This window comes from Streptomyces coryli (assembly GCF_011044975.1).
GTDB lineage: Bacteria > Actinomycetota > Actinomycetes > Streptomycetales > Streptomycetaceae > Streptomyces > Streptomyces coryli.
Genome location: NZ_JAAKZV010000155.1, coordinates 1 through 19256, shown reverse-complemented (window position 1 = coordinate 19256; position 19256 = coordinate 1). Strand labels below are relative to the sequence as shown.

General features: G+C 71.7%; 16 protein-coding genes and 1 pseudogene. 8 read left to right on the top strand and 9 right to left on the bottom strand.

The features are described from left to right. The first annotated feature begins 147 nt into the window (after positions 1 to 147). Positions 148 to 708, top strand: a complete 561-nt coding sequence (locus G5C51_RS27710) for a hypothetical protein (RefSeq protein WP_165240965.1) — start codon at positions 148 to 150, stop codon at positions 706 to 708. Here the strand turns inward: G5C51_RS27710 and G5C51_RS27705 are convergent. From G5C51_RS27705 to hutU, 5 genes are all read right to left on the bottom strand, one after another. Beyond that, a complete protein-coding gene (locus tag G5C51_RS27705; RefSeq protein ID WP_165240964.1) occupies positions 705 to 2075 on the bottom strand; it encodes an APC family permease in 1371 nt (456 codons plus the stop codon). The two genes, G5C51_RS27710 and G5C51_RS27705, sit on opposite strands and share 4 nt — an antisense overlap. A gap of 32 nt (positions 2076 to 2107) precedes the next feature. Then, complete coding sequence (gene hutI, locus G5C51_RS27700; RefSeq protein ID WP_165240963.1) at positions 2108 to 3316, bottom strand: imidazolonepropionase; 1209 nt, start codon at positions 3314 to 3316, stop codon at positions 2108 to 2110. Between the two features lie 11 nt (positions 3317 to 3327). Beyond that, the gene (locus G5C51_RS27695; protein WP_165240962.1) at positions 3328 to 4653 is read right to left on the bottom strand and encodes a formimidoylglutamate deiminase; all 1326 of its coding nucleotides are present in this window, start codon (positions 4651 to 4653) and stop codon (positions 3328 to 3330) included. Further along, complete coding sequence (locus G5C51_RS27690; protein ID WP_165240961.1) at positions 4650 to 5840, bottom strand: allantoate amidohydrolase; 1191 nt, start codon at positions 5838 to 5840, stop codon at positions 4650 to 4652. The genes G5C51_RS27695 and G5C51_RS27690 overlap by 4 nt, the downstream gene beginning before the upstream one ends. Positions 5841 to 5950: 110 nt before the next feature. Continuing rightward, complete coding sequence (gene hutU, locus G5C51_RS27685; RefSeq protein ID WP_165240960.1) at positions 5951 to 7615, bottom strand: urocanate hydratase; 1665 nt, start codon at positions 7613 to 7615, stop codon at positions 5951 to 5953. A gap of 174 nt (positions 7616 to 7789) precedes the next feature. Between hutU and G5C51_RS27680 the strand changes: the two genes are divergently transcribed. Next, the gene (locus G5C51_RS27680) at positions 7790 to 9157 is read left to right on the top strand and encodes a type III PLP-dependent enzyme domain-containing protein (RefSeq protein WP_165240959.1); all 1368 of its coding nucleotides are present in this window, start codon (positions 7790 to 7792) and stop codon (positions 9155 to 9157) included. Between the two features lie 7 nt (positions 9158 to 9164). Here the strand turns inward: G5C51_RS27680 and G5C51_RS27675 are convergent, their stop codons facing one another. Further along, complete coding sequence (locus G5C51_RS27675; RefSeq protein WP_165240958.1) at positions 9165 to 9515, bottom strand: hypothetical protein; 351 nt, start codon at positions 9513 to 9515, stop codon at positions 9165 to 9167. Between the two features lie 810 nt (positions 9516 to 10325). On the opposite strand from G5C51_RS27675, the gene G5C51_RS27670 reads away from it, so the two are divergent. Further along, on the top strand, positions 10326 to 11483 hold the full coding sequence (locus tag G5C51_RS27670) for an RNA-guided endonuclease InsQ/TnpB family protein (RefSeq protein WP_165240957.1): 1158 nt from the start codon (positions 10326 to 10328) through the stop codon (positions 11481 to 11483). A gap of 83 nt (positions 11484 to 11566) precedes the next feature. Here the strand turns inward: G5C51_RS27670 and G5C51_RS27665 are convergent, their stop codons facing one another. Beyond that, positions 11567 to 12409, bottom strand: a complete 843-nt coding sequence (locus tag G5C51_RS27665) for a MurR/RpiR family transcriptional regulator (RefSeq protein WP_165240956.1) — start codon at positions 12407 to 12409, stop codon at positions 11567 to 11569. Between the two features lie 27 nt (positions 12410 to 12436). Then, a complete protein-coding gene (locus G5C51_RS27660) occupies positions 12437 to 13939 on the bottom strand; it encodes an aromatic amino acid ammonia-lyase (RefSeq protein ID WP_165240955.1) in 1503 nt (500 codons plus the stop codon). Between the two features lie 100 nt (positions 13940 to 14039). Between G5C51_RS27660 and G5C51_RS27655 the strand changes: the two genes are divergently transcribed. The 4 genes from G5C51_RS27655 (at position 14040) to G5C51_RS27640 (ending at position 17647) form a co-directional block, all read left to right on the top strand. After that, positions 14040 to 15143: an ABC transporter ATP-binding protein gene (locus tag G5C51_RS27655; RefSeq protein WP_338118317.1), complete on the top strand. Its 1104-nt coding sequence runs from the start codon at positions 14040 to 14042 to the stop codon at positions 15141 to 15143. Further along, entirely contained in the window at positions 15140 to 15811 is a 672-nt protein-coding gene (locus G5C51_RS27650; protein WP_165240953.1) for an ABC transporter permease subunit, read from the top strand. Before G5C51_RS27655 ends, G5C51_RS27650 begins: the two co-directional genes overlap by 4 nt. Before the next feature lie 6 nt (positions 15812 to 15817). Next, on the top strand, positions 15818 to 16546 hold the full coding sequence (locus tag G5C51_RS27645) for an ABC transporter permease (RefSeq protein WP_165240952.1): 729 nt from the start codon (positions 15818 to 15820) through the stop codon (positions 16544 to 16546). Between the two features lie 171 nt (positions 16547 to 16717). Further along, positions 16718 to 17647 (top strand): ABC transporter substrate-binding protein, encoded by a 930-nt coding sequence (locus G5C51_RS27640; RefSeq protein ID WP_165240951.1) that lies wholly within the window; start codon positions 16718 to 16720, stop codon positions 17645 to 17647. Between the two features lies 1 nt (position 17648). On the opposite strand, the gene G5C51_RS27635 is transcribed toward G5C51_RS27640, so the two are convergent. Beyond that, positions 17649 to 18659, bottom strand: coding sequence for a LacI family DNA-binding transcriptional regulator (locus tag G5C51_RS27635; RefSeq protein WP_165240950.1), 1011 nt, complete (start codon positions 18657 to 18659; stop codon positions 17649 to 17651). 111 nt (positions 18660 to 18770) lie between these two features. Here G5C51_RS27635 and G5C51_RS27630 point away from each other — a divergent pair. Then, positions 18771 to 19256: pseudogene (locus tag G5C51_RS27630) on the top strand (amidohydrolase); the annotation flags it as partial.

The following is a 19256-nucleotide window of genomic DNA, read 5'->3' as shown; positions in this document are numbered from 1 at the left end:
GTAATTCTCGGCAGCGTCAGATTTGTATAAGAGACAGGGTAAGAAGCGCCCCGGCACGAAGCAGCCGATTCTCACCCCGCTCTCACGCACCCGCGCTACGATCCCCGACCGAAATCCCCATCCACTCCACCAGGAGGTGCACCCGCCATGGAGGCCCTAGCGCGCGTAGCCGTAATGGTGCGGGCCGGAGCTGCCCCGCTCTGGTGGCTCGGGGTACTCGCCGCCGGCATCGGCGGCTTCGTGCCCGGCCTGACCGGCCCCGCCATCGGCGTATACGGCGGCGCCGCCGCGGCCATCATCACCGCCGCCGCCGTCGCCCTCGCCCGGCGCGGCCGCTACACCCAGCGCGCCGACGAAGCCCTCCGGGCCCCGCGCTCCGTCATCCTCCAGGACCGCGCCGTCACCGCCCGCGCCTGGCGCACGGCGCACCGCTGGTGGCTCGCCGCCGCGTTCCTCGTCGCCGTCGCCGCCGCCTTCGCCATCCCGGCCGCCCCCGGCATGGTGCTCGCCGGTGCGGGGGCCGGGCTCTGGGCGAAGGCGGCGTGGATCGGCCGGCTCGAGCGGGCGCGTGACGCCCTGCTCTGGATCCGTACGGACGCGAACTCACCCCTCGCCGGCGCGTACCGGACCACAGGCCTCGCCGCCGGGGACGCCCTCCCCGGCGGCGCGAAACGCGTCCCGGCGGCCAAGGCCAAGACCAAGGCCTAAGCCTCCCGACTAGCCTTCATCGCAAAGTAATTCACCACCCACAGCCCAATCCCCACCACCAGCAAAATCCCCGCCAACGCATAAACCTTCCCCGACCGATCCGCCATCGGCGACGCGAGCACCCCCGCGGTGATCGCGCCCAGCACCGGTGCCCACGTCGGGGTGCGGAAGTGGCTGTGCTTCACCGGGTCCCGGCGCAGCACCAGCACCGCGATATTGACCACCGTGAAGACACACAACAGCAGGAACGACGTCGTATCGCCGAGGTCCTCGATCTCGCTCGTCGTCACCAGCCCGATCGCGACCAGGCAGACGAAGACGATGCCGACGACCGGCGTGCGGCGGCCAGGCAGCACCTTGCCCATCACACCCGGCAGCACCTTCTCGTTGGCGAGGCCGTAGCAGAGGCGGGACGCCATCATCAGGTTGATGAGTGCCGAGTTGGAGACGGCGAACAGCGCGATGAGCGCGAAGACCTTCGCCGGGATCTCCACCCCGCTCTCCTTGACCACCAGCAGCAGCGGGCCCGAGGACTCCGCCAGCCGCGCGTGGTCGACCATCAGCGACGAGATCAGCGCGACCAGGACGTAGATCGTGCCGGTGATCGCCACGCCGAGGAAGATCGCCCGCGGGAAGCTGCGCACCGGGTCCTTGGTCTCCTCGACCATGTTGACCGAGTCCTCGAAGCCGACGAAGGCGAAGAAGCCGAGCGCGGTCGCGCCGAGGACGCCGGTGAGGACGGCGTATCCGGTGCCGCTCGTATCGAATTCGGTGAGCCGCGACGGATCGCCCTCACCCGTCAGCACCGCGGCCACGCCGATGCCGATGATGATCAGCAGGCCGGTGAGCTCGACGATGGTGAGGACCACGTTCGTCTTGACCGACTCGGACACACCGCGCAGGTTCAGCGCGGCGAGCGCGACGATGAACAGGACGGAGACCAGCGTCGGCGAGATGTCCATGAACTCGCCCAGATAGTCACCGCTGAACGCCCGCGCCGCGGCACTGGCCGACGCCAGCCCGGAGCACATCACCATGAAGGCGACGATGAAGGTCAGGAACGGGATCTTGAACGCGCGCTGCGTGTAGAGCGCCGCGCCCGCCGCCTTCGGGTACTTCCCGACCAGCTCCACGTACGACGCCGCGGTCAGCAGCGCGACCACGAAGCCGATCGCGTACGGCAGCCAGATCGCGCCGCCGATCTTCCCCGCGACCTTGCCGGTGGTGGCGTAGATACCGGTGCCGAGGATGTCGCCGATGACGAAGAGGATGAGCAGTTTCGGGCCGATGGCCCGCTTGAGCGGCGTGTCGTCCGGGGCACCTGGTGGTGGGGACGCCACATCTCCTGGGGGCTGTGTTGTTGACATGGGCGGACCTGTGCCCGGGCATCACCCGGCTTTCACCTGGCTGAGGTTGCGGCTTCATCTCGATTGGCGGACACGAGTGTGCCGCGCTCCCACACGGCGGTGACGAGGGGAACGCCCGGCCGATATGCGAGGTGCACATGGCTCGGCGCGTCCAGCATCGCCAGGTCGGCGCGGGCCCCGGGGGCCAGCCGTCCGATGTCGTTACGGCGCAGCGCCGCGGCCCCGCCGGCGGTGGCGGCCCAGAGCGCCTCGTCCGGCGTCATGCCCATCTCCCGTACGGCGACGGCGATGCAGAACGGCATGGAGCTCGTGTACGACGACCCCGGGTTGCAGTCGGTGGAGATCGCGACGGTCGCACCGGCGTCGAGCAGGCGGCGGGCGTCGGGGTAGACGGCGCGGGTGGAGAACTCACAGCCGGGGAGGAGCGTGGCGACCGTCCGGCCGCCGCTCTTCGCGAGCGCGTCCACGTCCGCGTCGGTGAGGTGCGTGCAGTGGTCGGCGGAGGCGGCCTCGAGCTCCACGGCGAGCTGCACGCCCGGGCCCTCGGTGAGCTGGTTCGCGTGCACCCGCGGGATGAGCCCCTTCGCCATGCCGGCGGTGAGGATCGCCCGCGCCTGGTCGCCGTCGAAGGCGCCGCGCTCACAGAAGACGTCGACCCAGCGGGCGTAGGGCGCGCAGGCGTCGAGCATCGGGCCGGTGACGAGGTCGACATAGCCGGCCGGGTCGTCCTTGAACTCCGGCGCCACGACGTGCGCCCCGAGGTACGTCACCTCGTCGAGATGGGACGCGGCGACGGAGGCGGCGCGGGCCTCGTCGTCGATGGACAGGCCGTAACCGGTCTTGGTCTCCAGGGTGGTGGTGCCCTGGCGGCGCATCTCGGCGATGTGGCGGAGGAGGTTGGCCTCGAGGGTGTTGTTGGAGGCGGTGCGGGTGGCTTTGACCGTGGTCTGGATGCCGCCGGCCGTGTAAGGGCGGCCGGACATGCGGGCGTTGAACTCTTCGGTCCGGTCGCCCGCGTAGAGCAGGTGGGAGTGGGAGTCCACGAAGCCGGGGATGACGGCGCGGGCGCCGGCGTCGATGCGGTCGTCGGCGGCGGTGGCGCCGCTCGACGGCCCGGCGTAGGCGATGTGGTCGCCCTCGATGACCAGGGCCGCGTCGTGGATCAGGCCGAGCGGGCCGTCGCCGAGCGCCGGGTCGTTGGTGACGAGGGTGCCGATGTTGGTGATCGCGGTGGCGGTCATGCGGTTGCCTTTCATACGCGGAGGGCGGCGATCGCTGCCGACAGGGCGCCGGGCACGTCCCCTACGAGCGTGTGCTCGCCGTCGCGTACCACGTGGCGGCCCGCCACAATCGTGTGGCGGACGTCCGCGTTCGACGCGGCGAAGACGGCGGTCTCGGCGCCGAGGCGCGGCAGCGCGCCGGTCGTACGGGCCGAGTCCAGGGCGATCGTGGTGAAGTCCGCGAGCGAACCCGGCTCGATCCGCCCGGCCTCCTCCCAGCCCAGCGCCGCGTGCCCGTCCTCCGACGCCGCGCGCAGCAGTTGCGCCGCGGTCCAGTGCCCGCGGGTGCGGGTGCGGAGCCGCTCGTTGAGCTCCAGCGCCCGCGCCTCCTCCAGCAGATCGATCACCGCGTGGCTGTCGCTGCCCAGCGACAGCGGGCTGCCCGCGTCCTGGACCCGCTTCGCCGGGCCGATGCCGTCCGCCAGGTCCCGTTCCGTCGTCGGGCACATGCACACGCCGGTCGACGAGCCGCCCAGCAGGCCGATGTCCTCGCCCGTGAGGTGGGTGGCGTGCACCGCGGTCGTACGCGGCCCCAGCACCCCCCGCTCGGAGAGCAGCCGTGTCGGCGTCACGGCGTGCGCGGCGCGGCAGGCGTCGTTCTCCGCGGTCTGCTCGGAGAGGTGCACGTGCAGCGGCCCTTCGATCGCCGTCGCGACCGTGCCGAGAGCGTCGGCGGGCACCGCCCGTACCGAATGGATCGCCGCCCCGATACGGGTGTTGGCGTCCGGCTTCAGCGCCGTGGCGCGCTCGGCCCACGCCTCCACCGTGCCGTCGCTGAAGCGGAGCTGGTGGTGGCTGGGCGGTTCGCCGAAGCCCGACGAGAGATACGCCGTGTCGAGCAGCGTGATCCGGATGCCCGCCTCCGCCGCCGCGGCGATGAGGGCGTGCCCCATGGCGTTCGCGTCGCCGTACGGGGTGCCGCCGGGCGCGTGGTGCACGTAGTGGAACTCGCCGACCGAGGTGATCCCGGCCAGCGCCATCTCCGCGTACACGGCGCGCGCGAGCGCGAAATACGTATCGGGGTCGAGCCGCTCCGCCACCCCGTACATCACCTCGCGCCACGTCCAGAACGTGCCCGAGCCCACCTGCACCGTCGCCCGCAGCGCGCGGTGGAAGGCGTGGCTGTGCGCATTGGCGAGGCCCGGGATGGTGAGCCCGCGCAGCCGGACGGCGCCCCCGGCCTCGGTCTCGGGACGGACCGCGGTGATGCGCCCGTCCGCCGTGTCGATGGTGACGCCCGGCTCGACGGTGCCGTTGAGCCAGGCGTGTTCGGCCCAGTAGGTCGTCGTCCCTTTCAACGGGCTGCCAGTCCTTCCAGTACGTCGGCGAGTGCCTGGACACCGGCGACGCAGTCGTCCTCGGTCGCGTGCTCCGCGGGTGAGTGCGAGACGCCGGTGGGGTTCCGTACGAACAGCATGGCGGTCGGGACCGTCGCGGACAGGATTCCGGCGTCGTGTCCCGCACCGGTCGGGAGTACGGGTGTTCCCCCGCCCAGGATCCGGCCGAGCTCGTCGCGCAGCGCGTGCTCGAACTCGACGACCGGCGTGAAGGACTCCCGCACGACCGCGACGTCCACCCCGTCGCGGTCCCCGCGCTCCTTCGCCGCCTTCTCGATCTCGGCGACCACTGCGTCGAGGGTCTCCTGGTCGGCGGCGCGCGAGTCGAGCCAGCCGCGGACGAGGGAGGGGATGGCGTTGACGCCGTTCGGCTCGACGGCGACCTTGCCGAAGGTGGCGAGGGCACCGGCGAGGCGGGCCTTCTTGCGGGCCGCCAGGACCGTGTTCGCGTACGTGAGCATCGGGTCGCGGCGGTCCTCGAGGCGGGTGGTGCCGGCGTGGTTGGCCTCGCCCGCGAAGTCGAAGCGCCAGCGGCCGTGCGGCCAGATCGCGGAGGCGAGGCCTACGGGATGGGGTGTGTCCGCGAGGGCCCGCCCCTGCTCCACGTGCAGCTCGACGAAGGCGTGGATACGGCCGAGGCGCTCGGGGTCCGGGCCGATCGCGTCGGGGTCGTAACCCGCCTTCTCCATGGCCTGCGGCAGGCTGACGCCGTCGGCGTCGCGCAGCTCGCGGGCCTTGGCGGCGGTGAGCTGCCCGGCGGCGAGGCGGGAGCCGACGCAGGCGAGGCCGAAGCGGGCGCCTTCCTCGTCGCCGAAGTTGGTGATGGCGAGCGGGCGGTGCGGCTTTACGCCGCGGGCTCGGAGCTCGTCGACAGCTGCAAAGGAGCTGACGATACCGAGCGGCCCGTCGAAGGCGCCGCCATCGGGGACGGAGTCGAGGTGCGAGCCGGTGACGACGGCGCCGTCACCGGTCGGGTCGCCCAGCCAGGCCCACTGGTTGCCATTGCGGTCGACCTCGTAGGTGAGGCCGCGGGCCTCCGCCTGGGCGCGGAACCAGGCGCGGCACTCGGCGTCGGCGCCGGTCCAGGCATAGCGCCGGTAGCCGCCGGAGCCTGCGTCCCGGCCGATGGACAGGAGGTCGCGCCACATCTCGAGGAAGGAAGCCCCAGACCCGCCCCTTCCCGAAACCGGGGGGAGCCCCGGCCCCCCGGTAGCGGGCTCCGCACCCGTGCCTGCGGCGCGGGGGTCGTGCTGAGCGGTCACGCCTGCTCGCCCTCCCGCATCGGGATGCGGACACCGCGCTCGGCGGCGACGGATTCCGCTTCCTCGTAACCCGCGTCGACGTGCCGGATGACGCCCATCCCCGGGTCGTTCGTCAGGACGCGGCGGATCTTCTCGCCCGCGAGCGGGGTGCCGTCCGCGACCGTGACCTGGCCCGCGTGGATGGACCGGCCCATCCCGACACCCCCGCCGTGGTGGAGGGACACCCAGGAGGCGCCGGAGGCGACGTTCACCATCGCGTTCAGCAGCGGCCAGTCCGCGATCGCGTCCGAGCCGTCCTTCATGCCCTCGGTCTCGCGGTACGGCGATGCCACCGAGCCGCAGTCCAGGTGATCGCGGCCGATGACGACGGGGGCGGACAGCCCGCCGCTCGCCACCATGTCGTTGAAGCGCTCGCCGGCCTTGTCCCGCTCCCCGTATCCGAGCCAGCAGATACGGGCCGGCAGGCCCTGGAAGTGCACGCGCTCGCCGGCCAACTTGATCCAGCGGGCGAGGGATTCGTTCTCGGGGAAGAGGTCCAGCACCGCGCGGTCGGTCGCCGCGATGTCCTTCGGGTCGCCGGACAGCGCCGCCCAGCGGAACGGGCCCTTGCCCTCGCAGAAGAGCGGACGGATGTACGCCGGCACGAAGCCGGGGAAGGCGAAGGCGCGGTCGTAGCCCGCGAGCTGCGCCTCGCCGCGGATGGAGTTGCCGTAGTCGAAGACCTCGGCGCCGCGGTCCATGAAGCCGACCATCGCCTCGACGTGCTTGGCCATCGACTCGCGGGCGCGCTGGGTGAAGTCGGCCGGCTTCTCGGTCGCGTACGACGCCATGTCGTCGAAGTCGACGCCCAGCGGCAGATACGCCAGCGGGTCGTGGGCCGAGGTCTGGTCGGTGACGATGTCGATGGGGGCGTCCATGGCGAGGAGCTGCGGGAGCAGCTCGGCCGCGTTCCCGAGGACGCCGATCGACAGCGGGCGGCGGGCGTCGCGGGCCTCGGTCGCGAGCTGGAGCGCGTGGTCGAGGGAGTCGGCGCGGACGTCCAGGAAGCGGTGCTCGATGCGGCGGTCGATCGCGCGCGGGTCGCAGTCGATGCAGATGGCGACGCCGTCGTTCATGGTGACGGCGAGCGGCTGGGCGCCGCCCATGCCGCCGAGGCCCGCGGTGAGGGTGATGGTCCCGGCGAGGGTGCCGTTGAAGCGCTTGGCGGCGACGGCGGCGAAGGTCTCGTACGTGCCCTGCAGGATCCCCTGCGTGCCGATGTAGATCCACGAACCGGCCGTCATCTGCCCGTACATGGTCAGGCCGAGCTGCTCGAGCCGCCGGAACTCCTCCCAGTTCGCCCAGTCCCCGACCAGGTTGGAGTTGGCGAGGAGGACGCGCGGCGCCCACTCGTGCGTCTGCATCACGCCGACGGGGCGGCCGGACTGGACGAGCATCGTCTCGTCTGCCTTGAGCGTCTCGAGCGTCCGCACCATGGCATCGAAGGAGCGCCAGTCGCGGGCGGCCTTCCCGGTGCCGCCGTAGACCACGAGCTTGTCGGGGTGCTCGGCGACCTCCGGGTCGAGGTTGTTCTGCAGCATCCGCAGCGCGGCTTCCTGCTGCCACCCCTTGGCGCTCAGTGCCGTACCGCGCGGTGCCCGCACGGGGCGCGGTCCTGCCATGGCCTGCCCTCCCTGACGTCCGAATGAATGAAGTACTGCATTGAACTTACCAAGTGAATAGTTCCAGTCAATACGGCATCCCGGCCATCCTCGCCGGAGGCGGCGGCGAGCGGTCTAGTCCACTTGCTGGACATGCACAAGACAGCATTTGCCGCCGGATGGTTGACTGCCGCCATGGCTTCCGACCCGGCCCCGCCCGTACCGGACGATCTGCTGCCCGCCCGCCGCGACCTCGCCGTCCGCGCCGCGATCGAGGAGGGCATCGTCTCCGAGCGCGAGCCGGTCGCCGCCCTGCTCGACGTGCACGCCATCCGGTACGCGGCCGCCGAGCTGCGCGCCGCCTTCGCCGAGGTCACCGCGCCGGGTACCCCGGTTCTGCACGCCTTCGCGGTGAAGGCGGCGTCGCTGGTCCCGGTGCTGCGGCTGCTGCACGCGGAGGGCCTGGGCGCGGAGGTCGCCAGCCCCGGCGAGCTGGCGCTGGCGCACGCGGCCGGGGTGCCCCCGTCCCGTACGGTGCTGGACTCCCCCGCGAAGACCCGTGCCGAACTGCGCGAAGCCCTGGCCCTGGGCATCGCGGTGAACGCCGACAACCGCGAGGAGCTCGCCCGCCTCGACGCCCTGGTCGCGTCGGCCCGCACCCACTCGCCGCTGGGCCTGCGGGTCAATCCGCAGCTGGGGGCGGGCGCGATCGACGCGATGTCGACGGCGACGGCCACGTCGAAGTTCGGCGTCGCGCTGCGCGATGAGGGCGCGCGGGAGTGGGTGGTGCGGGCGTACCAGGACCGCCCCTGGCTGAACCGGCTGCACGCGCACACCGGCTCGCAGGGCATCCCGATGGACCTGCAGGTGGCGGGCGTACGGGCGGTGTACCAGCTGGCCGAGGAGATCAACGAGGCGGTCGGCAGGCGCCAGATCGACACGATCGACATCGGCGGCGGCCTGACGGTCAATTTCTCGTCGGACGAGATGACGCCGACCTTCCACGACTACGCGCGCCTGCTGCGCGAGAAGATCCCCGGCCTCTTCGACGGCCGCTACGGCCTGGTGACGGAGTTCGGCCGGTCCGTACTCGCGAAGGCCGGCGTGGTGCTGGCCCGCGTCGAGTACGCCAAGTCGTCGGGCGGCCGCCCGATCGCGATCACCCACGCGGGCGCCCAGGTGGCGACGCGCACGGTCTTCGCGCCGGAGTCGTGGCCGCTGCGGGTGGCGGCATACGACGAGAAGGGCCGCCCGAAGGAGGACCCGTACGTCGTCCAGGACGTGGCGGGGCCGTGCTGCTTCGCGGGCGACTTGGTGGCCAGGGAGCGCCGAATGCCGCTGCTGGCGGCGGGGGATTGGGTGGGACTGCTGGATACGGGCGCGTACTACGCCTCGACGCCCTTCGGCTACAACAGCCTGCCGCGGCCGGGCATTTACGGCTTCCGGGCGGATGCGGAGGCGGGGGAGGTCCAGTTCTCGATGGTCCGCGACCCGCAGACGATCGAGCAGGTGGTGGCGGAGTCGGGAGCGAACCGGAGGGATTCGCTGACCGGCTTGCGGTGAGGTGTCCTTACCCATCCATCGTGTCGAAGGGCTTGTCGTGCCAGCGCCACCCGGCGGTGCCGTCATCGTGGATGTGCAGCATGAACTCGGCGACCGGACTCTCGTCGGGAAACGTCATGGTGAGGACGCTGCGTATCCGCAGATAGCAGGCGTCGATCCGCTCCCAGTCCTCGAGCTCGGCAGCCCGCTCCTGCTCGGCGAAGAGGGAACGGACCTCCTCGAACCCAGGCAGCTCCTCGACGTCCGCGTAAATCCAGGGCATATCAAAGCCGGTCTCCGTCAGCCGGGCTATCTCCTGGCCACGGTGATGCAGCCGCCAGATCCTGGCAGCAGTAGGGGCGGGGCTTGAGTCGACCATGACGCCATGATGGCGCTCGGCACTGACACTCGATGTCTGGCTGTGGTGTGTGTGGCGGACGACTTGGCATCGGATGGTGACGGCAGCATCGCCGACCCGCTTAGGAGTGCGGTGCCGGAAACGGAGGGCTGACTGCGGGAGGAGTTGGGGGACCGGGACACGTAGGGCTGCCGGACGGCGGTGGGACGGCGGGGCGCATGCGGACCGGGTGAGGCGCAAGCAGGTCATGTGCGCGCCCTTTTCTTCAGGGGCGTGTCGAGCGCCAGGATCCCACCCCTGAGTCAACGAGCCCGTCACGCCCCACCCGCCCCCCATCCAGCCAAGGGCATTGCGCCGCGTCGACCTCGCCCCTCATCCGCTCAACACACCTCTACGAAGAAGGGCGCGCGCCATGCCTGGATACGTCCCCCGACCAGCCATTGCACCCCTACCGCCTAACTGCGCAACACGCCTCGCCGCCTTACCCGGCAGCCACCGCCACCCAGCAGCCCTACGTGCCCCACCTCTCCGCTCCTCCCGTAGCCAGCCAACCCACCCGCACCGAGCGTGTACTGGACCCGGCAGCGCGACCGTCACCATCCGATGCCAACTCCCCCGCCCCAACCCGCCGACACGAGAGCCAAGCCGTTCACCGTGTCTTCTTCGGGAGTGCCCCGACTTCAGTCGGGGGAGGAATCGAAGCACCTCCGGAGCAGGGCACGGGGCTGGGATTCGCCGCCGGAGGTGGATCCCAGTAGCCACAGGGCGGGCGAGGCACCCAACAAGGTCGCCCGATCTCAACTGTCAGTCCTCCCGTATAGGTTGATGTGCATGACGGCAGCGGCGAAGAATTCGGCAGGTGACGGGCACGCCCGCTACACCTACCGGCTGCGCGTGTCGTCTTCCGCGACGGTCGCTCTTGAGGCGGAGTGGGCGCGGTGTCGTTGGCTGTGGAACGAGTGCGCGGCGCGGTCGAAGAAGGCTTATGCCGAGGGGGAGACGTGCGGCCCGGCCCGGCTGGACAAATTGCTGACCGAGGCCCGCGCCGCGAACACTTGGCTGCGTGCGGGCTCGTCGGTGGTGCAGCAGCAGGTGATCCGCGACTTCGCCAAGTCCCGCACCAAGGCCCTCAAGGACATCAAGGCCCGACTGCCCATGCGGCAGCGGGCCGGGATGCCCGAGTACAAGAAGAAGCGCGAAGCATTACCAACCCTGAACTACACCCAGCGCGGCTTCCGTCTGAAGGACGGGCGCCTGTGCCTGGCGGGCGGCATCGTGGTGCGTCCGGTGTGGTCCAGGGACCTGCCCAAGGCGCCGTCGAGCGTGCGGGTGTACCGGGACAGCACCGGAGCCTGGTACTGCTCCTTCGTAGTCGCTGCGATCACCGAGGTGCTGCCGGAGACCGGTGCGGTGATCGGGATCGACTGGGGCGTGACGGAGACCGCGACCGCCACCAGCGACGACCACGACCTTCCGCACCCGCAGCATGGCAAGAAGGCCCAGGCGAAGCTGACCCGCTACGACCGGATGATGGCCCGCCGCAAACCCAGCAAGGGGCACGCCGGATCGAAGGGCTACCGTGAGGCGAAGAAGCTGCGGGCCAGGACCTGCCGGAAGGTCGCCCGGCAGCGGCAGGACACGGGCCGTAAATGGGCCAAGCGCGTGGTCCGCGACCACGACGCGCTGGCGGTGGAGGACTTCAAGCCGAAGTTCCTCGCGCGGTCAACCATGGCCCACAAGGCCGCCGACGCGGCGATCGGCCAGGCCAAACAGGCTCTGACCGAGATGGGCCGCAAGCACGGCCGGGAGGTGCGCATAGTGCATCCGGCGCACACCACCATGGATTGCGCAGACTGCGGAGCGAGAACCAAGCACGCGCTGCCTCTCTCGAAACGAACGTATACGTGCACCGCGTGTGACGTGTCCCGGCCCCGGGACAAGAACTCCGCCCGCGTGATGCTCGTCCGGGCTGGTCTCTGTCCCGGCTAGTGCTGATCGTGTAAGACCTGCAGGTCCGCCGGACCCGCACGCGACGTGAGCTAGGAATCCCCTTGCTTCAGTTAGGGGAGGTTTCAATCCACGAACAGCCCTCGCTCCGCCGCCCGCGTGTCGAAGGCCTCCAACCGCCCCTGCGCCGCCGGCAGAGCGTCGCACATGGCCTCCAGCAGCACCCGACCCAGCAGCATCGGCGCGCACGCCGTATCAAAGGCAAGCCCCGTCCCCACCCCCGCCGGCAGCAGTACGTCGCTCACCTGCGCCACCGGCGCGAACGTCGAGTCCGCCACGCACACCACCGTCAGCCCGGCGGCGCGCGCCGCCTCCAGGCCCTCGACGACCTCCCGCGGATGCCGCGGCAGCGCAAAGCACAGCAGCGCCGACGCCCCGGCAGCCGCAGCCGACTCGATCCGATCGGCCAGCATCGAGCCGCCCTCGTCCAGCAGCCGCACATCGGGGTGCACCTTCGCGGCGAAGTACGCGAAGCCCTTCGCCTGCGCGGCCGCGGCCCGCAGGCCGAGCACCGGCAGCGGCCGGGACCCCGCCAGCAGCCGCCCCGCACGCTCCACCGACGCCGGGTCCGCGAGCAGCGCGGCCAGCTGCCGCAGGTTCTCGATCTCCTCCTGCACCGCCTGCTGGTATTCGTTGAACTCCAGCTCGCCGGAGTCCGCGCCCTCCGCCGATCCCTCGGCCGCACGCAGGTGCTTCCGTAGCGCCGGATAGCCGTCGAATCCCAGCGCCACCGCGAAGCGCGTCACCGACGGCTGGCTCACGCCGGCCAGCTCCGCCAGCTCCACGCTCGACAGGAAAGGCGCATCCGCGGCGCGGCGCAGCATGCAGTGCGCGATCCGCCGCTGGGTCGGCGTCAGCCGGTGCCCCTCGAAGAGCTTGTGCAGCCGGGCTTCAGCTCCGGAACCCATGCGTGCCCCTATTCCCGTCCGAGGCGCTCAAAACGCCGCCAACCGTTCCATCAATCCCCCGGCCACCGCCACATCCGCCGTCAGCGGCCGGTCCGCCATCCGCGGATCGAGCACCCGCGCCGCCACCTCGAAAGCCTCCCCCGCAGGGCCGCCCGGCACCGCCTTCCGCTGCCGCAGCGCCCGTACGGCCGTCACCAGCTCGCACGCCAGCACCTGCCGCAGGCTCTCCCCGGCCCGCAGCGCCAGCCGTGCCGCCTGGGAGGCGAAGCTCGACTGCTCCTCCACGCCCCGGGACAGCGAGGTGTGCCCGAGCGTCACCGGCGCCGCCGCCGTCCGCAGCTCGGCCAGAGCAGCGGCGGCCGCGTACTCGAGGATCATGACACCGGAGCTGCCCGGCGCCTCCGCATCGCCGAGGAACGGCTGCAGCCCCGTCATCGACGGCTCCGTCAGCGCCCCGAGCCGCGCCGTCGACAGCTGCGCCACCTGCAGCACCGACAGCCGGAACTGGTCCAGCGCCAGCGCCAGATGGCCGGCGAAGAAGTTCCCGTGATGCCAGGCCGTATGGGTGTCCTCGCGGATCAGCGGATTCTCCGCCGCCGCGTTCAGATCCACCGCCAGCACCCGCTCCAGCGCATCCGCCGAGTCCAGCGCGGGCCCGTGCACCTGCGGCAGGCACCGGAAGGCGAAGGGGTCCTGGATACGGACCCGGGCACCGTAAGGCCCGGAAGGCCCCGGCCCCTGCACATCCAGCAGCCGCCGGATCTCCGCGGCCGCCGCCACCGTCCCCTCGTGCGGCCGCGCCTCGTGCACCGGATGCGCATACGCCTCCAGCGAGCCGTCCACCGCGTGCAGCCCCAGCGCCGCGACCACCTGCGCCGCGCGCAGCAGCAGCCGCAGCCGGTCGAGGGCGAGCGCCGCCTGGCCGAGCGTGAGCGCGTTGCTGCTGATCAGCGCCAGGGCGTCGTTCGTATCCAGCACGATCGGCGCCGGCGCCCGGCCGCCCTCCCACGGATGCTCGCCCGCCAGCGCGAGGCCGGTCTGGGCCAAAGCGCCCAGGTCCCCTGTCCCCACCGCCCCGAACTCGTGCACCAGCGGCGTCGCCCCGCTCGCCAGCGCCGCCTCGATCGCGGCGACGATCGCGGGCTTCACGCCCGCCCCGCCCGCGAGGATCTGGTTCAGCCGCACGGCCAGCATCGCCCGCACCTGCGGCGCCGGCAGCGGCGCGCCGATGGACCCCGCGTGGCTGCGCAGCAGGCGCATGCCGTGCGTATCGCCGCCGTCGGAGAGTCCCTCGTCACCCGCCTCGACGATGATGCTGCGGTTCGCCCCGACCCCGGTCGAGCGCCCGTACAACGTGCCCGCCGCCGTGAGCGCCCGCGCCGTCTCCCAGGAGCGGTGGACCCGCTTGAGGGCGTCCGCCGCGGCCGTGGCAGTGTGTCGTCCTTCGGCCAGGCGGACGACATCCGCCACCGACATGTCCCGGCCGTCGAGGATGACAGCCGGGGTGGTGTCCAGCGTGTGAGACGTCATCCTCCACTCCCTTGACTTCTATTCACGTGGCAAGAACTCTGCATGACCGTATGCAGGCAGGGCAAGGGCAATCGGCAGGGGAATGGGCAAGGGGCTCCCGGTGATCGAGTTCGAATCAGTCAGCAAGCACTACCCCAACGGCACCACGGCAGTGGACGACCTGACCCTCACGATGCCCGAGGGCGGCATCACGGTCCTGGTCGGCACCTCCGGCTGCGGCAAGACGACCACCCTCCGCATGATCAACCGGATGGTCGACCCCAGCTCCGGCCGGATAAAGCTCAACGGCAAGGACATATCCGCGACCGACCGCGCCGAGCTGCGCCGCGGCATCGGCTACGTGATCCAGCAGGCGGGCCTCTTCCCGCACCGTACGGTCCTCGACAACATCGCCACCGTGCCGCTGGTCCTCGGCTGGGGACGCAGGAAGGCCCGCGCCCGCGCCGAGGAGCTGCTGGAGCGCGTCGGCCTGCAGCCGGACGCCGCCAAGCGCTATCCGCACCAGCTCTCCGGCGGCCAGCAGCAGCGCGTCGGCGTGGCCCGCGCGCTCGCCGCCGACCCGCCGGTGCTGCTGATGGACGAGCCGTTCAGCGCCGTCGACCCGGTCGTACGGGCGCACCTCCAGGACGAGCTGCTCCGCCTCCAGGACGAGCTGCAAAAGACCATCGTCTTCGTCACCCACGACATCGACGAGGCCGTACGCCTCGGCGACCGCATCGCGATCTTCCGCACCGGCGGCCAGCTGGTGCAGTGCGCGACTCCGGCGGAACTCCTCGCCCGCCCCGCGGACGCCTTCGTCGCGGACTTCCTCGGCGCGGAGCGCGGACTGAAGCTGCTGTCGCTCTCCACCCTGGCCGGAGTCGAGCAGGGCCCGGCGCCCGAGTCGGGCCGGTGGCGGCTGGTCACCTCCGGTGACGGGCGGCCGCAGGGGTGGCGGGACACGACAGCCGACGGCGACTCGGCCGGCGCCGACCTCGTCCCGGTGCGCCCGCTGTCCGACGGCGACTCCCTCCTCGCCGCCCTCAACGAGGCGGTCGCCTCCCCCTCCGGCCTCATCGCCCGCGTCGACGCGGACGGCAAGCTGACCGGCGTGACCAGCCGCGACGCCATCCACGACGCCGCCGGCCACGAGCACGCCCGGGCCGCGAAGGCGGACGGGGGCGCGGCGCCCGCGAAGACCGACGCCGAAGGCGTCATCGCGTGAACTCCGTCGACTGGGGCTGGATCCCCGACCACGCCCGCGATCTCACCATCCTGGCCCTCGACCACATGGCCACCGCAGGCCCCGCCGTGCTCTTCGGCCTGCTGATAGCCGTGCCGCTCGCGGTCGTCGCGCACCGCGTCCGCGCGCTCCGCGGCCTGCTGCTCGGCATCTCGAGCATCCTCTATACGATTCCGTCGCTCGCCCTCTTCGTCCTCCTCCTGCCGATCACCGGCCTGACCCGGACGACCGCGATCGTGGGCCTGACGGCGTACACGCTCTGCGTCCTGATCCGCAACACCGTCGAGGGCCTGGACGCCGTACCCGCGCACGCCCGCGAGGCGTCGGTGGCGATGGGCTCGTCACGCACCCGCACCCTCCTCACCGTCGAGCTGCCGCTCGCACTGCCGGTGATCATGGCGGGCGTACGGGTCGCCACGGTGATGTCCATCTCGCTGGTGAGCGTGGCCAGTTACATCGGCTACGGCGGCCTCGGCCAGCTCTTCACGGACGGCTTCCAGCGCAACTTCACCACCCCGGTCTGGGCGGGCGTCGCGCTCACCCTGCTGCTGGCGCTGGTCGCCGACGCGCTGCTGGTCGCGATCCAGTGGCTGTGCACACCGTGGCAGCGCGGGCACGCCGCCCGTACGAGCGCAGGAAAGGCGGCCTGACGCCCCATGTGGGAACTCCTCAAGAACCTGGCCGACTGGCTCACTTCGGGCGACGAGTGGTCCGGCACCGCCGGCATCGCCACCCGCCTCCTGGAGCACACCCAGTACAGCCTGCTGTCGACGCTCATCGCCGCGCTCATCGCGCTCCCGATCGGGCTGCTGATCGGCCACACCGGCCGCGGCGCGTTCCTCGCGATCAACCTCGCCAGCTTCGGCCGCGCGCTGCCCACCGTCGGCCTGATCACGCTGGTCTTCCTGGTCAGCGGACTGAGCATGTGGCCGGTCTATATCTCCCTCGTAGCCCTCGCCGTCCCGGTCATCGTCACCAACACGTACGCGGGCATGGCCGCCGTCTCCCCCGAGGTGAAAGACGCGGCCGCGGGCCAGGGCCTGACCGGCTGGCAGGTCCTCTGGAAGGTCGAGGTGCCGCTCGCGCTCCCGTTGATCATGACGGGCATCCGCCTCGCCGTGGTCCAGGTGATCGCGACCGCCACCATCGCCGCGTACGTCAGCTTCGGCGGCCTCGGCCGCTACGTCTTCGACGGGCTCGCGCAGCGCGACCTCGTCCAGGTGCTGGGCGGCGCGGTGCTCGTCGCCGTCCTCGCCATCGCCGTCGACCTCGCCCTCGGCGGCGTTGGGGCCTGTCTTTCGGGTCTTGCCGGGTCCCGCGCCGCCCAGCACGCACCCTCGCCGCACGGCGCCCCCGGACAGGTGGCTCCGCCACATGACCGGTGACGCCGCACGCCGAGGGCACGCACCGGACGACGCTCCTGTGCCACGGGCCAAGCCGCACGCCCACCCGCACGTGGCACCACCCGGTTCTAGCCGACAAGACCCGAAAGACAGGCCCCAGCGCCTGCTCTTCCGCCACCGCCCGGCCCGGGCATGAAGGGACTGTAGAAGCTCATGCACCGCAGGAAAGTCCTGGCCGGCCTCCTCGCCGCCACCGCCACCCCCGCGATAGCCGCCTGCGGCGGCATCACCTCGCTCAAGGACGAGTCCACCCTCGGCGAGGGCACCGGCAGCTCCGCCGGCGGCCTGACCATCGGCACCGCCAACTTCACCGAGAACCAGATCCTCGGCTACCTCTACGCGGAGGTGCTGCGCGCCGCGGGCGTAAAGGCGAACGTCAAGCCGAACCTCGGCTCCCGCGAGATCGTCATCCCCGCGCTGAAGGCGGGCGACATCGACGTGCTGCCCGAGTACCAGGGCGCGCTGCTGCACTACCTCGACCCGAAGTCGACGGCCACGGAGGAGGGCGCGATGCAGAACGCCCTCACCATCGCGCTGCCCAAGGGCCTCGAGGTGCTGTCGTACTCGGCCGCCGAGAACTCCGACGTCTTCGCCGTCACCCCGGAGACCTCCGAGAAATACGGCATCCGCAGCCTCGCCGACCTGAAGAAGCAGAACGGCAAGCTGGTCTTCGGCGCCGCGCCGGAGATGGAGAAGCGCGAGGTCGGCGTCGTGGGCCTGAAGAAGGTCTACGGGGTTGAGTTCAAGGAATTCAAGTCGCTGGACTCCTCGGGCCCGCTGGTGAAGGGCGCCCTGAAGAAGGGCGACGTCGACGTGGCGAACCTCTTCTCCACCGACGTCGACCTGGCCGCCAACGGCTGGGTCGCCCTCGCCGACCCGAAGAACCTCATCCCCGGCCAGCACGTGGTCCCGCTGATCGCCACCCGCAAGGCCGACGACAAGGTCCGCAAGGCCCTGGCCCGGCTCGGCGCGGTGCTCACCACGGACGAGCTGACGAAGCTCGACCGCCAGGTGGACAAGGACAAGAAGGACCCGGACCGGGTGGCGAAGGCGTGGGCGCAGGAGAAGGGGCTGGCCACGTAGGTCAGTTCACCTCGGCGACCGACTCCCGCTCGTACAGCCGCGGCACGACCACCTCGCGCTTCCGGCGCACCCGCTTGCCGTCGATGGCCGCCAGCACCAGCCCGCTGGCGGCCGCGACGATCTCCTGCCGGTCCCAGCCGACCGAGGTGAGCGCGGGCGTCAGCAGCTGCGAGACCGGATGGTCGTCGTAGCCGACCACGGACACGTCCTGCCCCACCCACAGCGACAGCTCCCGCACCGCGGCGTACACCCCGTACGCGATCGAGTCCGAGAAGCAGAACACCGCCGACGGACGCTCGCCGTCCGCCAGCACACCGCGCGCGACCGCCGTCGCCTCCGGCAGCGCCTGCGGGCACGGCAGCATCCGCGCCTCAAGACCCAAGCGCTGCGCGGCCTCCTGTACGTACACATCCGCCGGCCGGTCCGGGGTGGCGCGGGCGGTGGGCGTGAGCACCGCGATGCGGCGGTGGCCGCGGCCCTTCAAGTACTCCAGCACCGTGTCGATCCCGGCGCGGTTGTCGAACAGCACCTCGCCCGCGGTGCGCTTCGCGCAGGACAGCGAGTCGCCCACGGACACCACCGGCAGCGCCTCCGCCAGCTGCGCCCAGCCCTCCGCCGAGGGGTCGAGCGGCGAGACCACGAGGCCGTCCACCCGCTGGTCGCGCAGCTGCCGGGCGAGCTTCAGCTCCCGCTCCGGGTCGCCGCCGGCGTCGAGGATCAGTGCGTACCGGTCGTGCGCCAGCAGCTCGCGGCCGATCGCGGTGGACAGCCGCTGCTGCCACAGGTCCGACAGGTCCCCGGCGACGACGCCGACCATGCTCGTACGACCGCTGGCCAGGGCGCGGGCGATGGGGTCCGCCTCATAGCCGAGCTCCTCGGCCGCGCGCCTGACCCGCTCCTCGGTCTCCTTCGAGACATGCTGGCCGCGCAGCGCGTACGACACGGCCGCGGTGGACAGGCCGGTGGCCTCCGCGACCTCGCGGAGGGTGGTGCGCTTTCGGGGCCCTGGCATGGCTCAGAACCTTAGTCGAACGCGGTGACAGGCAGCCTTGACGCGGCCTTGTGAAGCGCTTAAGTTAAACGCATCAGTGAAACGCTTAAGTAACGCAGGGAGTCGCACCGCGTGCCGACCGACGTCCACCAGCACATCTGGCCGCCCCGCCTGATCGAGCTGCTGCGCGCCCGCACCGCGCCGCCGCGCCTCGACGGCTGGACCCTGCACCTGGCGGGCGAGCCCCCGTACGACGTCGACCCGGCCGACCACGACGCGCAGGCCCGCGCCGCCCTCGCCGTAGCCGACGGCCTCGACCTCGCCCTGGTCTCCCTCTCCTCCCCGCTCGGCATCGAACTCCTCCCGCCCGACGAGGCCGAGGAGCTCCTCGCCGCGTACCACGACGGCGTCCACGCCCTCCCGGCCCCGTTCGGCGCCTGGGCCGCCGCCTCCCTCACCCGCCCCGACCCGGCGGCGCTCACCCGCGAGCTGACCCGCGGCGCGTACGGCCTCCAGCTCCCCGCCAACGCCCTCGTCGACGAGGCGGGCTGGCGCGCCTGCGGCCCGCTCCTGGAAGCCCTCGAGACGGCCGGCAAGCCGCTCTTCGTCCACCCGGGC